Annotated in this window: 11 protein-coding genes and 2 tRNA genes; 1 reads left to right on the top strand and 12 read right to left on the bottom strand. The window is 61.6% G+C overall.

The window, feature by feature from the left end:
* Nucleotides 1-15 precede the first annotated feature (15 nt).
* On the bottom strand, nucleotides 16-696 hold the full coding sequence (locus tag WJM78_RS11635; protein ID WP_339009359.1) for an ABC transporter ATP-binding protein: 681 nt from the start codon (nucleotides 694-696) through the stop codon (nucleotides 16-18).
* 197 nt (nucleotides 697-893) lie between these two features.
* Here WJM78_RS11635 and WJM78_RS11630 point away from each other — a divergent pair, with 197 nt between their 5' ends.
* A complete protein-coding gene (locus WJM78_RS11630) occupies nucleotides 894-1,361 on the top strand; it encodes a DUF4357 domain-containing protein (protein WP_042035635.1) in 468 nt (155 codons plus the stop codon).
* 111 nt (nucleotides 1,362-1,472) lie between these two features.
* Here the strand turns inward: WJM78_RS11630 and WJM78_RS11625 are convergent, their stop codons facing one another.
* From WJM78_RS11625 to WJM78_RS11575, 11 genes are all read right to left on the bottom strand, one after another.
* Nucleotides 1,473-2,669, bottom strand: a complete 1,197-nt coding sequence (locus WJM78_RS11625; protein WP_339009356.1) for a Bcr/CflA family multidrug efflux MFS transporter — start codon at nucleotides 2,667-2,669, stop codon at nucleotides 1,473-1,475.
* Between the two features lie 87 nt (nucleotides 2,670-2,756).
* Nucleotides 2,757-4,427 carry a hypothetical protein gene (locus WJM78_RS11620; protein ID WP_339009354.1) on the bottom strand — a complete coding sequence of 557 codons (1,671 nt, stop codon included), beginning with the start codon at nucleotides 4,425-4,427 and terminating at the stop codon, nucleotides 2,757-2,759.
* Nucleotides 4,428-4,442: 15 nt separating this feature from the next.
* Entirely contained in the window at nucleotides 4,443-5,810 is a 1,368-nt protein-coding gene (locus tag WJM78_RS11615) for a hypothetical protein (protein WP_339015845.1), read from the bottom strand.
* A 152-nt stretch (nucleotides 5,811-5,962) separates the two neighbouring features.
* Nucleotides 5,963-6,529 carry a hypothetical protein gene (locus WJM78_RS11610; protein ID WP_339009352.1) on the bottom strand — a complete coding sequence of 189 codons (567 nt, stop codon included), beginning with the start codon at nucleotides 6,527-6,529 and terminating at the stop codon, nucleotides 5,963-5,965.
* A gap of 142 nt (nucleotides 6,530-6,671) precedes the next feature.
* Nucleotides 6,672-8,096 carry an NAD(P)/FAD-dependent oxidoreductase gene (locus tag WJM78_RS11605; protein ID WP_339009350.1) on the bottom strand — a complete coding sequence of 475 codons (1,425 nt, stop codon included), beginning with the start codon at nucleotides 8,094-8,096 and terminating at the stop codon, nucleotides 6,672-6,674.
* An 87-nt stretch (nucleotides 8,097-8,183) separates the two neighbouring features.
* A complete protein-coding gene (locus WJM78_RS11600) occupies nucleotides 8,184-9,023 on the bottom strand; it encodes an FTR1 family iron permease (protein ID WP_339009348.1) in 840 nt (279 codons plus the stop codon).
* A complete protein-coding gene (locus WJM78_RS11595) occupies nucleotides 9,023-12,028 on the bottom strand; it encodes a hypothetical protein (protein ID WP_339009347.1) in 3,006 nt (1,001 codons plus the stop codon). Before WJM78_RS11595 ends, WJM78_RS11600 begins: the two co-directional genes overlap by 1 nt.
* Nucleotides 12,029-12,032: 4 nt before the next feature.
* Nucleotides 12,033-12,482 (bottom strand): hypothetical protein, encoded by a 450-nt coding sequence (locus WJM78_RS11590; protein WP_339009346.1) that lies wholly within the window; start codon nucleotides 12,480-12,482, stop codon nucleotides 12,033-12,035.
* A 123-nt stretch (nucleotides 12,483-12,605) separates the two neighbouring features.
* Nucleotides 12,606-13,094 (bottom strand): YqhA family protein, encoded by a 489-nt coding sequence (locus WJM78_RS11585; protein WP_042035645.1) that lies wholly within the window; start codon nucleotides 13,092-13,094, stop codon nucleotides 12,606-12,608.
* Nucleotides 13,095-13,379: 285 nt separating this feature from the next.
* A tRNA-Asn gene (locus tag WJM78_RS11580) sits at nucleotides 13,380-13,455 on the bottom strand.
* A gap of 2 nt (nucleotides 13,456-13,457) precedes the next feature.
* Nucleotides 13,458-13,533 (bottom strand) — tRNA-Asn (locus WJM78_RS11575).
* Nucleotides 13,534-14,023 lie beyond the last annotated feature (490 nt).

The raw sequence follows: 14,023 nt of genomic DNA, 5'->3' as shown, positions 1-14,023 counted from the left end.
CGATCGCCGCTGGCGTCACGCATGGCGCGCCCTCTTGAGCTCAATCAGCTGGCCCCCTTCGAGGCGCAGCACTCTATCCGCCAGCGCGCCATAGGCGGGGTTGTGGCTCACCAGCAAGAGCCCCGCACCGGTTTCACGTACCGCCTCCATCATCAGTGCCATCACTTGCTCGGCGTTGTGCTCATCGAGGCTCCCTGTGGGCTCGTCGGCCAGGAGCCACTGGGGCTGGTGAATGAGGGCGCGGGCCAGGGCGACTCGCTGGCGCTGGCCGCCGGAGAGTTGCTCCGGCCAGGCGTGGCGCTTGTGGGCCATATCGAGCTGTTGCAGCAAGCGGTCAATCTTTGTCTCATCCTGTGGCAGGCCGTTGATGGCGAGCGGCAGACAGAGGTTCTCCTCCACGTTCAGGGTCGGCAGCAGGTTGAAATCCTGATAGACGATGCCAAAATGCCGACCGCGCTGGCGGGCCCTATCATCCGGGGACTGGTTGTCGAGCCGGGTCTCCCCCAGCCAGATCTCCCCCTCATCCGGGGGGATGAGTCCGGCGATCAGGTTGAGCAGGGTGGATTTGCCACAGCCACTCTGCCCCAGCAGCAGGGTGATCTCGCCTGCGGCCAAGGTGAGATCCAGATGATGGAACAGCGGCAGGCGTTCGCTGCCGTTATCGAAGCTCTTGCAGAGGTTGCGCAGGGTCAGCATGGGATAACCGCTTGATGGTCAATGGCTTTCATCATGCTATCTAGGCTATCACGCTTGAGAATGATCAACACGCCTCGCAACGGTTCAAGAGAGCCAGTTAGTGATCAAGCCTGCAAAAGAGGTGAGGATCCTCGCTGGATCCCGCTTGCCAGAGGTGGTTAGAATAGGAGCTTCCATGGGTCACAGGATGAGCAAGGATGTTACACAAGCAAGTCAGTTTTATCATCGATAGCAAGGGCAACAAGCAGGCTGCCGTCGTCCCCATCGAGATTTATAACGAGCTGATGACCCTGCAAAAGGCGCTCTCCGACAACACGCCGGGGGAGCGCGAGCTGTACCACTTCAACGGCAAGGGGGCCGAGGCTCACGGTTATCCGGTGGGCAAGCGGCAACATCCCGGCTTCATGGTGCTGGCGGGCTCCACCGCCAATGGCGAGGATGCCGCCTCCCTGCGTGACGCCGTGATCGAACTGCGTCAGGAGCTGCTGGGCAAGGGGATCCTTACCTTGCGCAGCGAAGGGGGCCTGGTGTTCACCGCCGATCAGCTGTTCAACAGCCCGAGCCTGGCCGCCAGTCTGGTGGCGGGCAACAACCGCAGCGGTCTGGATGCCTGGCAAAACAGCGCGGGTTACACTCTCAAGCAGTCGGGCTTTGGCAAGAAGTAATTTCCCGGCCAGCCAGCTGCGTCTCCCTGCTGCGGGTGGGGACAGCACAACGGACATGAAAACGCCGCCCTCTTTGGCGCTCAAAGAGGGCGGCGTTGTGTTGTCAGGCGTTTATTTCTTGTCGGCCAGCAGCCAGTAGCTGATGGCCGAACCAAACCCGCAGCTGGCGATGGCGATGGCCATGGGCAGCGGCGATTCGGGCGGATTGAGGTTGACCAGAATACCCACCAGGGCTCCTATGCCAAAGCGCAATGTGCCAGCCAGTGCCGAGGCCGTGCCCGCCGACTGGGGGAAGTGGCCCATCAGGCCCGTCATGGCGTTGGCCCCCACCAGACTGATGTGACCGACAAACAGCACCACAGGGATGACGATGCCCCACAGGCCCCCGGTCTGGCTCCAGGCGTTGTAGATAAGCAGGGCACCGGCAACGGGCAGTACCAGCAGGCCGTATTGCAGCATGCGCTCGGCGCCGACTCCTTTCACCAGTCGGCTGTTGACGAAGGTGACCACCATCATCAGCTGTATGTTGAGGCCAAACAGCCAGCCGTAGTGCTCGGTCGGCACCTTGAAATACTCGATGTAGACGTAGGGTGAGGCGCTGATAAAGGCAAACATGCCGGCGCTCGACAGGGCGCCGCACAGCACATAGCCCATGGCACCGCGATGGGAGATCACACCCCAGTAGTTGCGCAGCACCTGCCCCAGCCTGAGCGGTTGCCTGTGTTCGGGCTTCAGGGTCTCCTGAATTTTCCACTGCATCACCACGCAGATGAGCAGGCTGATACCCATCAGCAGCCAGAAGATCACCCGCCAGTCGCTATGGGCGCTGATGTAACCACCTACCACGGGGGCTATCAGGGGGGCCAGCGTCATCGTCAGGATGACGAACGACATGGCGCGGGAGAACGCCTCCTTCTCGAACAGGTCGCGCAGCAGGGCATTGACCACCACAGAGCCCGCCGCTCCGCCCGCCGCTTGCAACATGCGCCAGGCCAGCAATTCGGGCAGGGAGTCCGCCATGGCGCAACCCACAGAGGCGATGGCAAACATCACCAGACCCACCAGGATCACCGGTTTGCGGCCATAGCTGTCGGCGAGCGGCCCGTAGAACAGCTGGCCAATGGCGAAGCCACCGAGGAAGGCACTGATGGTGAGCTGGGCGCCGTCGATGCTGGTGGCGAGATCCTTGGCGATGGCAGGAATAGCGGGTAGATACATGTCCACTGCCAGCGGCGTCAGACCCGCCAGCGCACCGAGCAGGATAAACAGAAAACGGGGAGAGAGGGGCGTTGTATTGCTCTGGGGCATAGGCTGTCCGGTGGTGAAACGTGGCTGCAATGGGCAAAGTGCGAGTTTATCAGGTTTGGTCGCGCCCGGCATGGCGTTCCTGCTCTCTCAAAAGGGGGAGGGCGGTGCCCTGTTTCCCCCTCTGTTAGCGCGAACTTCCTTTGTCAGCACGAGCAGCCATGCCAGCCATGCCAGCAGCGAGATGCCGTAACCGAGTCGCTCCGGCCAGCGTGCGCTCAGGGTAAAGGTGAGCTGATGCTGCCCAGCAGGCACCCAGACCTGCACCAGCCCGTTGTGGGTACTGCTCACACTCAGCGGCAGGCGCTGGTTGAGCATCGCCTGCCAGCCGGGATAGTCAAACTGGTGCAGGATCAGCTTGGCGGGGACGGGGGCATCCACGGTGAGTTCGATATGGCGTGGCCGCCAGCTCAGGATCTGCCACGAGACCCCCTTCTGCTCGGTGGTGATGGGGGGTTGAAACTCCTCTCTCCAGGCCAGCAGGGTGGGGGCAAACATGCCGCGCGGTACCTGCTGCGGCCGGTATTCGCGCGCACTGCGTTTGCTGTCGAACTCGGCATCGAGCAGGCTCTTTGACGGCGCCTGGGTGAGGGGCGACTCGCGCACATAGATCCCCTGTGACAACAGGGTGAGGGCAAGCAGGGCCCACCAGAGCCATTGCAACGGGCGATAAGCGGGGACGCCCAGCGCCACCACGGCCACGGTGGCGATGGCCAGCAGCAGATTGAACCGCCAGGGAAACTGGACCAGCTGCAGCGGTACGAGCAGACGCCACAGGGGTTCGCTCAGGGGGAGCATCATCAGGAAACAAAGGGTGCCGAACACGCCCCAGATCAGCAGCTCGGGGTGGCGTGGTTCACGGGCAGCAGCCCAGGCAACCAGCAGCAGGGCCAGGGTAAGGCAGGTCTGCCAGGCAAGATGGCCGCGAAAGCGCCAGTCCTCCTGACTCTCGGGCAAACGGTCGAGAAAGTTGCGCTGAAATTCGAACATGCCGGTGCGCATCTGCTCCATGGAGATCCCCCCCTGATCCAGCAGTGCAGGCAGCAGCAGCAGGCTGGCCATCGCCAGCCCCCAGAGCTGGCCGATCAGGGTGCCAGCCAGCGGGGCGCGCATTTTGCCGCGCCAGGCCAGCAGCAGACTGCGCACGGTGAGCAACCCCAGAATGAGCAGCAGGCTCGGCAGGTGGGAGAGGGCCTGCATGGCGACTGCCAGCGCGAGCAGCAGCAGGGCAAAGGGGGCGCGTCGGCAGAGGCGATCCTGCGCCAGCAGGGCCAGCGGTGCCCAGACGAAGGCCCAGCTTTCGGCCAGGGCAAAACGGGCATAGATATCGATCGCCAGATGATAGGGCAGTGCCATATAGAGCAGACTGGCCGCCAGTGCCCTTGGCATGCTGGCAAAGGGGCGCAGCCAGAGATAGGCAAACAGGCCGGATAGCCAGAGTGCCACGCTGCTGCTCCAGAGCAGGGGTGTCATTGCCTCTTGGGCCAGTGGCGTCGGCCCGGCGAAGAGGGCGCTCACATAGTAGGGAAGTGGGGGATAGAAGAAAAAGACCGGGCTGCCAAAGGCGCCATTCATCTCCATCAGCCAGCGCGGATAGAGTTCCCCTTGCCACAGCTGCACCGCGAAGAAGTGGCCAGAAAGCAGGTGATGGAACAGGTCATGGCCCTGGCTACCCCCGCGCAGCCAGAAGGGCAGCAACAAGAGGGCGCAGGTCCCGGTCAGCCAGAACACAACCCACCACCACTCTCTGGTTATACGCATAATGAGACTCGTTTGTTATGGATGCGCAGTGAGTGTAACCGAGTTGTTCCCCTGTCTTTGAATTGTTTGGGTGAGTTTTGCGCCATTTCTATGTTGTTTGTTATTTGCGCCATTGCCTGTCACAGGCGAAGGGATGGCTAGCCAGAGGCCGGGCTCGGCGGCAAAGCGCGGGGCAAACCAGTGCTGATCCACCGCAGTGGGCATCTCGCTCGCGGCGATGGGGCGGCGACTGAGGCGACAGGCCCCTTGCTTGAGTGCGAGACGCGCATCCCCCTGGTACCAGCCATCGGTGACGGCCAAGGCCGTGGTCTCCCGCAGTAGCCGCACCCCCCACTGGGTCACCAGTGCCGGACAGGTTTTTTCTGCCAGCATGGCCGCCTGCGCCATGGCGGGCGGACGGGGCAGGGTGAAGGTCGCGGTGAGCAGCAGCAATCCAGCCACAGTTGCCAACCCCTCGCCACGGCGCGGTAGCCAGCCTGCCAGCAGAACTATGCCGAGCAGGGTGATGGGCGCCAGATGGCGGGGATTGTCGGGATTCTGGCCAAACAGGGTCCAGAGCAGCAGGGCAAGCCAGTAGAGCGTCCAGAGCGAGGAGAGGGTGGCAGCGTGGTCTTTTGATCTTGGCCAGAGCGGCAGCACCAGCAAGGCTGCGACAGCCAGGGGCCAAAGCGGAGTGAGCTGCTCGTTGAAGGTGTGCGCCCAGCTTAGCAGCCGATCGCCGTGGGCCGCCGCCGTGTTGCCCCACAGGGTAAAGTGGCCGTCGGTAAAGCGTCGCCCCTCGCTAAAATAGGCCCAGCCATCGGCCTGCCAGACAAAGAGCAGGCTGATAAGCCCCACCAGCGCGATGGGGAGGACGAACCTGAACCGTGTCCCCTTATGCGCCATCCCTAGCCAAAGGGGCAGCAATGCCAGCACAAAATAGGAGGGACGCAGGGCCAGCAGCAGACCCAGAAGCAGACCCGCCAGCGCAATTCTGCGCTGCTGCAAGGCCAAGAGAGCCCCGAGCCAGGCGGCGAGCGCGGGCCCGTCGGATAGGCCGGAGAGCGCCAGCGTCGGGGTGAGCGGCAGGGCCAGCACCAGCAGCCAGACCGGGGCGAGCAGGCTTGGCCGTTGCCACAATCTCACCGCCAGCAAGGCGGCGAGCGGCGCCAGCAGTGCTGTGCCCAAGAGGCTTGCCCATTGCACCGCGCGGGCCAGTTCGTCCACTGCCAGATTAATCAGCCGCGCCAGCCAGATAAAGGCGGGGTAACCCGGAAAGTGGGGGGCGAACTCCAGCACGCTAAAGCGCGTCACCCCGTGGGCGAAATTGAGGGCATCGTCGGAATCGAGCGCCACCGGGAAGGCCAGCAGCCAGCCGAGCCAGGCCAGTTGCAGCAGGATCAGTAAGTAGGGTCGATTAGCGAAGCGTAATCGGCTGTAGCGCCGACTTCCCTCACCCTGTCCCCGCCCAAAGAGAGCCGAGCGTAGGGTGGGTCGAGCGAAGCGAAACCCACCGTTTGTCAACGCGAGATGGCGCAATGATTGGCAGACAGCAATCAGAGCGGTGCCAGCACGGCCATCAGCGCTTTTTGTGCTTCGGCAAAGGCGGCGGCATCGGCGGGCTTGGCGCCCACCCCGAATACCCCCGGGTTACCGATGGCATCCAGCACCTTGGCCAGCGCCTGTTCGGCCGCCTTGCGATCCCCTTCACTGAGGGAGGGGAGGATCACATCGAGGAAGCGCTTGCTCTTGACCACCAGCACCTTGGCGCTCTGGTAGTCGCCAAGATTCTGGCTGGCCCCTTCGAGGCGGCGTTCGATCTCGGCCTTGTAGGCGCGGTTGAGCAGGGCGGCGGTGGCGGCAGCATCTTTCCCCTTGATGGCGGCGGCCAGCGGCGCTTGCAGTTCCACCTTGTGATGCTCTTCCAGATAAGTCAGCTCGTCGGCAATCTCGCTCAAGGTGGCGCTGGCATCCTTGCCGTCAGTGGCGGCGCCAAGCAGCGCCTCGCGCGCATCGATCAGCGGCTCCTTGCCGGCGGCGGCGTAGGAGTAGGAGTAAGCCTGCGCCTGCCCGCTCAGGGTCAGCAGCAGGGTGAGGGCGAGTAAACCCGGGCGTATGGTCATCCTGTTCTCCTTACTTATGCCAAGAGGTTATGCCAATGGCGCGGCCCTCAGGCCACGCGCTGGGTTTCAATCACGGTGTTTTCGTTGCGGTGGTTGAAGGTGTTGCGGCGTCTGTGTGCCGGTTAAGCACCTGCCATCGCTCTTAGGCCACGCTCTGGGTCTCGATCACGGTATTTTCATTGCGATGGTTAAAGATGGTGTGGCGTCTGTCCACCCCGTCGATCACCATGTCGGCGGCCATCATCCCCATCTCCATGGCGGTGTCGGTGAAGATGTAGCGGAATGTCCCCTGACGGCCGGTCATGATGAGGTTGCCAATCGGCATCAGCGCCTTGATGGCGTCGTTGCGGCGAGCCTGATAGCCGAGATCCATCAGCGGATAGGCGTACTCGCTGCGCGCCTCGAATGTCTCATCGCCAAGCTTGGCGGTATCGACGCCGAGGCTGGCGAGATCAGCGGTAACCCGACCGCGCAAGTCTGCCAGCGGCGCCTGCCAGGTGGCATCTCCCGGGTTGCAGGGGATCTCCAGCATTACCGAGGTCTGGCCCTGGGGCGCCATAAAGGGGCTGCGGCGGCGCGGCTCCTGCAGACGGGTGGCCAGAATATGGGGGTCGGAGAGGTACTGCCAGGTGTTGTCCGACAGGTTCTCCTGCTTTAGCGGCATATTGACGAAGCGAAGCGAGCGGTAGTGGAGATCGCACGGCAAGCCCAGAAGCTGGCAGGTGAGCGGCAGCGGCAGGGTGGAGATCACCTGATCAAAATGCTCGCTCTGCTCGGCGCCATCTTGTTGCCAATAAACCCGTTCAATTCGGCCATCAGCCTGCTCAAGGCGGGTGATGGTGGCACCGGTTTTCAGCAGGGCCCCCTCTGCCACCAGCCGCTCCCCCAGGGTGGTGAAGATCTGACCGAAGCCATACTTTGGATAACGATACTTGCGGGCATAGGTGCGCACCGAAATGCTGCCGTTGCGCCTTGGCAGCAGGCGGCGCGCCACGTCTTTAAGGTCAATCAGGCTAATGCGCTGACCTGCCCAGTCGGCGGAGAGTTGGTCCGGGTTGATGCCCCACAGTTTGCCGGTGTAGCCCTCGAAGAACTGGCGATAGAGGGTGCGGCCGAAGTGACTTTGGATCCACTCGGCAAAGCTCGCCTTGGCGAAATCATCCGGCTTCTTGCTAAAGGGCAACAGCAGCAAGTCTTTTACCGCGCCCGCCATCAGCGGCAAGGGGGCTGTCTTGAGCAGGTTGGTCAGATTGAGGGGGTAGTCATAGGTGCGCCCGCCAAAGCGGATCACGCTCTTGCGATCGGCGTGGAGCAGGTCATCGCCCATCAGCTCGTCGATAAAGGCGAGCAGCTCGGGGTTCTTGGTGATAAAGCGGTGACCGCCGTAGTCAAAGCGATACTCCCCATCGCGCCCCTTGAAGGTCTGGGTGGCGCACATGCCGCCCACGACCTGCTCCTGCTCGAACAGGGTGACCGCAAAACCGGCCTGACAGAGGCGCCAGGCGGCCATCAAACCGGCAGGGCCAGCACCCAGCACCGCAATGTGCTTCTTGTTGTTATCGCTCATGACCTATTTCCGAAACTGCTTGATAGATAAGGGAACCGCGCTAAAGCGCGGCCCCGAAGGGTGTTGTTACCGTTTAGTGATACGGGCTCAGCCTTGGGCGGGCACGGCACTTCCCTGCGGGCGATAGCTGCGTTGCCAGAGGGTAACGAAGACCGCCAGATAGAGGGCCCAGGTCAGCAGCTGCAAGCCAGCGGGTGAGGCATTGTAGCCAAACAGGGCGCGCAGGAAGGTACCAAACACCCCCTGATCGTCGAGAATGTGGCTGATGTCGAACACCGGCGTGGTCCAGAAGGTGATGATGTCTGCCGCCTGCAACATATTGACGGCGGACGACAGTAGCCCTGCGGCGATGATGATGATCAGCAGCCCGGTCCAGCGGAAGAAGGGGGCCAGCGCCACCTTGCGGGTGGAGCGCAGCAGCCCCCACACCAGCGCGATGGAGACCAGCAGCCCCGCCAGCGCGCCCATCAGACCGGATTGCAGATCCACCCCTTGTCCCGAGTAGAGCAGGGCAGAGAAGAAGAGCACGGTTTCAAACCCTTCGCGCATCACAGCGAGGAAGGCAAGCAGCACCAGACCAAACAGGTTGCCGCCATCGATGGCCGCATCGATGCGTGCCGTCATGGCTCCCACCTGGGATTTGGCCTGCTTTTGCATCCAGACTGCCATATAGGTGAGCACCAAAGTGGCGAAAATGAGGATCCCCGCCATCAAGAGGTGGTTGTAGCGCTCGCTCTCGAACTGGCTCACCACCACCTGGAACAGGAAGGCGACGATCAGGGAGGCGACAAGGCCGAGCCCCACCCCCAGATAGATGAACTTGTTGTAGCGACTCGCCCCCAGCTTGGCGAGGTAGGAGAGGCAGATGCCGACCAGCAGGAAGGCTTCCAGCCCCTCGCGCAGGGTAATGAGAAAACTTGCAAACATCAGGATTGAGGCTCCGTAGCGGGCGTGACGGGAAGAGGCGGCAAGGTGAGTTGCAGCCGATTGAGTTGAAGTCGAGCGAGCTGCACTATGGGTGGCTCCGGCAAGCTGGGCTCGGCGGCGCGCACCGCATCATTGACCCACTTGGGGTAAGTGCGGAAATTGAGTGTGATATCGGCCTTGAAGGGCCCCTGGGCATCTGCGGGCAGCGGCCAGGCTTCGTCACGCCAGCCATCGGCCGGAATACGGGTATCTTCCAGCAGTTTGGCGTAGCGCCAGAACTTGAGCCCCACCGGCTTGCCCTCGGCATCGCCGAACACTTTTCTGAATAGCCGGGCCTCTTCAGGGACGGCGCCATCCACCGGCTGGCCGCTGGCAAGCACCACTTTGCCAGTGGCGTCAGTGACAGTGAGCTCCAGCCAGAGTTCACGAAAATCGGCCACTCCGGTGGGCAGGGCATGGCCTGCGCCGGTATTGGCGACCCGCACCACCAGCTGCTGACTATCGGCAGCCTGTTCGATACGGGCGGAGAGGGTAGCGCTGGAGCGCAAGAGCGCCAGACTCTCCTGTTCAAGTGCAGGATTGCGCAGTCCCACCAGCTGGTGCTGGGCGCCGGTAAAGTTGTGGCGATAGAGCCGCGCTTTCATGGTGCCGTTTTCGGTGGACTGGCCCGCGACCGGCGCGCCGCCATTGCCCGGCTCCGGGTTCATATGGCAGTCGATACAGGTGCGCCGCTTGGCGGGATCCTTGGCCTTGGCGAAGCTGGATTTCTCCCACTCGTCCCAGGTGTTGACGATATTGGCGCCGGTGCCCGGTGCAAACTCGTTGTGGCACGACTTGCACAGGGCCGCATCGCGGTAGAAATCCTTCTGATAGGAGGCTTTGTGGGCCGCAGGACGGGCGTTGATCTGCCGCGACCCTAGCCAGTGCCGCAGACTCCCCCCCGGGGCATCCTCGAACACATAGCTCTCGCGGTCTTTCAAATTCACGGTAAAGGCGCTGTTGCCGCCCGCGTCTTCTACCTTGGTGATGCGATGACAGAGCACGCAGCCGGTCCCTTCCTCAACCACAGGTTCGCCCGCCTTGTGGGCTGCAATGAGCGAGGCGCCGCCCTGCTCGAACATGTGGGAGCCCTTGGGCAGATCCAGCTGGCCTGTCATCACCTGCTGGGGCATGTGGCAGCCCTGACACCACTGGCCGAACGCTTCCCCTTCGGTTTCACGGGCCAGCGCCTGCACCACCTTGTAGTAGGGGTGGGAGTTGCCCATCAGTCGGTGGTTGCTCTCGCTCCAGTCCTTGAATGCCTGTTGGTGGCAATTCTGGCAGGAGGCGGAGTTGAGCCACTCTTTCGGGTGAGTGGTCGGTGCCTTGGCGGGATCCCTGCGCGGGGTATCGAGCCGCAGCCAGTTGGCGAGATAGGGGAGGTTGCCATCGGCCGTGACGAAGGCATGCAGATCCTCCATCATCGCCTTCACCTCGGGCTGAGGCTTGGCGGGGTCAACCGCCTCGGCCCCATCGCGGGTGTCATGGCCCATGCCGCCCTGGGTCTGCTGGGTCATGCGCAGGTATTCGCCGACAAAATCCCCCGCCACCATGTTGGTGAGGTTGACGTGGCCGTTGATGGCGTTGTCGCCGCTCTTCTGGCGATGGGCCGCCATCAGATAGCGGTTGGTGAAGTTGAAGCCGTCCAGATGGCAGGCGTTGCAGCTCATCCAGTTGTCCCCCGCCATGGGGAAGCGTGAGTTGGACGCTGTGTTACCAAGGTTGAATAGCCGCTCGCCGCGCTTGAGCGGTTCGGGGCGGGGATCTGTCTCTACCAGTTTGGCAAAGTGGGGCACATCGACGGTGACCCGGGCAAACGGGCCGCTGCCGCCGCTATTGAGGCGGGTGAGATCCTGCCCCATGGCGTTGTGCACCAGAATGTGGTCGCCGTCGATCAGCAAGTCCCGCGGATTCTGGCCCGGCAGGTGACGCAGCAGTTGGGTCGCCTTGGCGCCCCCCTGAAACTTCTTGCGGCGGTGGCGGTTGTTGTTGGACTTGCCGCTGCGAGAGAGGTCGAACACCAGCAGATCTTCCGAGCCCGCGAGGGTCAGATAGACCCGCTTGCCGTCGGCGGCGAAGCGCGCCGCGAACGGGTTGGAGACGATTTGGCTGCGGTTGCCGACGCTTGGCAGATTGATCTGCAAAAAGAGCTGTTTTCTTTCATCGATCCGCTCTTTCTCTTCATCCAGATCGATGATGGAGACGGCCGGAAAGACGGTGCTCTGAAACTGGAAGGGGTGGCTGAAGCTCCACAGCACGTGGGGCAACCAGGCTTCGCTGCCATCGGGGGAGAGGGCGATGCCATCGAGCTGGCGCGGTAGTCCCTGAGAGTCGCTCGGCGTATTGCTGTGGGTTTCAGCCAGGGTGAGCAGGCGCGGCTTGGGCAGGGAGGTGCCCTTGGTATTGTGGCCAAGCTTGGCGAGATCATAGATGGCGAGCTGGCCGGTCATGGCGTGGGTGAGCAGCAGGCGATCGTCGTCGGTCAAGGCCAGTCCGCGCGGGGTGTCGGCGGTCTTTGCATCCAGCTGGAGGTTGCCCGCTGTGTCGTAGGCCTGCAGGCGAGCTGATTCGAACAGCGTGACCCAGAACCACTGCCGCTTGGGATCGAAGATGACCCCGTAGGGGCGATGGCCGGTGGGGATCGCCTTTTCCAGATCGAGATCATCATCCAGCAGCAGTAATCGATCGCCGCTGTAGTCGGTGACCAGCAGGGTGCCGTCATCGGCGCGGGCAATCTGGCGCAGATCGCCACCCAGTTGCACCTCGTTTAGCCGCTTGCCGCTATCGCGCTCAAGCAGGGTGACCGAGCCTGCGCTCAGGTTGGCGGTGATGAGGCGCGGGCTCTGCCCCTCCTCATAGGCGAGCATCCCGGCGCCCATCTGCTGGGCAAGCGCAAAGGGGGTTGCCAGCAGCAGGACGAGGGCCAGCAGGGGTGACAAACATGCACAAAGAGATGACCTCAACATGGGATCAGGAGCGCCATTGCAAGATGGTCCAGCGCCAGGCGTGGCGCAGCACCAGAGGAGTGAGTAGCAGTGCGCTCAGCCAGTGGGCCCAGCTGGCGAGGCTGCCCATGCTGTCCCCCGGAGTGCCGTGCAGGATCAGCAGCAGGCTGCTGGCCAGACAGACCAGCAGCAGCCCTTCGATGATGCGACCTGTGATCCGCAAGTAGGGCTTGTTGCTGCGGTTCAGCAATGCGCGATGAGAGAGCCAGAAGGCGCCAAACAGCAGGGGGAACAGGGTGAGCGAGAGCATCACATGGAAAAACAGAGCCCAGCGCGCCAGCGACCAGAGCGGGGTCAGCGGCTCCCACAACAGCAGGCCGGAGAAGAACATCAGATAGAGGGTGCCCTCGGCGGCCTGGTGGTGATAGGCCAGCCACTGCCAGAACTGTCGGGGTGAGAGGGAAAGGCTTGTCATTGAGGGCTCCAACGCCCGGGCGGTGCAGCCCGGGGGGAGCAAGTTTACAATGCAGTAAAGGTAATGAAAAGAGTTATCAATTCGGCTCTTAATGAATCAATCCTGAATGAAAACAGGAACTGGCTACTCGCGCTCTACTACCAACTTTTCTGTGATTGCATAGATAAGTGCCGCCAGTGAGAAGGCCAAAAAGACGATAACTGACCACTTAATCTCGACTTCATTGCCGGAGCTATTGCCCAGAAAGGCTTTGAGTACCTCGATCCCGGAGATGGTCACCAGGGAGTTGATGACGATGAGTTTCAGGGAGACGAAGTTGATCTTGTTGAACCAGTTGTCGGTCATCGCCGCGCGCTGCTCCGGGGTCTGAATAAACTGCAGATAGCCGCAGATAGCCACCAGGATCAACATCTGCGCCACCAATACGAAGTCCACCAGAGTCAGCACCCCTGTGATGAGGTCAAGATAGTGGATGTCGATGATGTTGCGGCACAGCGTATAGAGCTGCATGGCAAACTTCACCATCAACAGCGCTACGCAGACCAGAATGCACACATAAAAAGGGAACATCATCAACCGGCTGCCATTGAGCATCAAATTGAATCGGCGCATGAGAACTCCTGAGTAGAGGAAAATTGTGCTTATTATGGGGCGAAACGGCTGGCAAATGTTGGTTTTTGACTGGCTGCATCGCAAGGGCATCACCATCAAACTGGGCCCGGCTTGTCGGTTGTTATTCGATGTTGATGGGGGCCTTTGGGCCTACATCGCTATCGGCCACACATCAGGAGTGTGAGAGGCAGGCGACCGGCAACCTAATGTGTCCGCCACACAGAGGAAAGTGGGGCACCAGTGACAAACATGAAAAGCCCAACCATAGGGGTGGGCTTTGGAATTTGGCTCCCTCGACAGGACTTGAACCTGTGACATACGGATTAACAGTCCGCCGTTCTACCGACTGAACTACGAGGGAATTGGCTCCTCCTACTGGACTTGAACCAGTGACATACGGATTAACAGTCCGCCGTTCTACCGACTGAACTAAGGAGGAATTGCCTGTCTCGTTGAGACGCAGCGGATATTAATAGCCTGTTGGCCGGGTGTCAACCCGCGACCCGACGCAAAAAATCGAATTTCGGCCCGTTTGCCCAAAACATGGTCGTTGTGGACTATTTTCAGCACAATCAGCAGCTTGAAACGGACCTTTGCCGAGCACTTTTTCGTTTTGACACATGTGTGTCTGGCCGGGATCTGGCTGCCCTCGATGGTGAGCCACACGGTTGGCTTGCAGAGCTGAGGGGGAGGGCGGCGCATCGCGCCGGAGCAATGAAGCCATGACCCGGACCCGGCGGGAAGAGGTGTGGCGGATAGGGTGAGCGATTTGGCTGCGTCAGAATTTAGTTAGCAGGCAAAGTGAAAGATCGGCGTAATGGTGAGAAAAACCGGTGATATGTGGACAATAAACGGCGATTTTGCGTGGTAACGGTCATTCATTGATCCCGCCCATCGAAATATTTCATCGGCTGGAGTATGGTTGCCCA

The sequence above is a fragment of the Aeromonas popoffii genome (assembly GCF_037818705.1).
GTDB lineage: Bacteria > Pseudomonadota > Gammaproteobacteria > Enterobacterales > Aeromonadaceae > Aeromonas > Aeromonas popoffii.
Note: the sequence above shows the minus strand (reverse complement) of the source record. Positions and strands in the feature narration are given on the sequence as shown.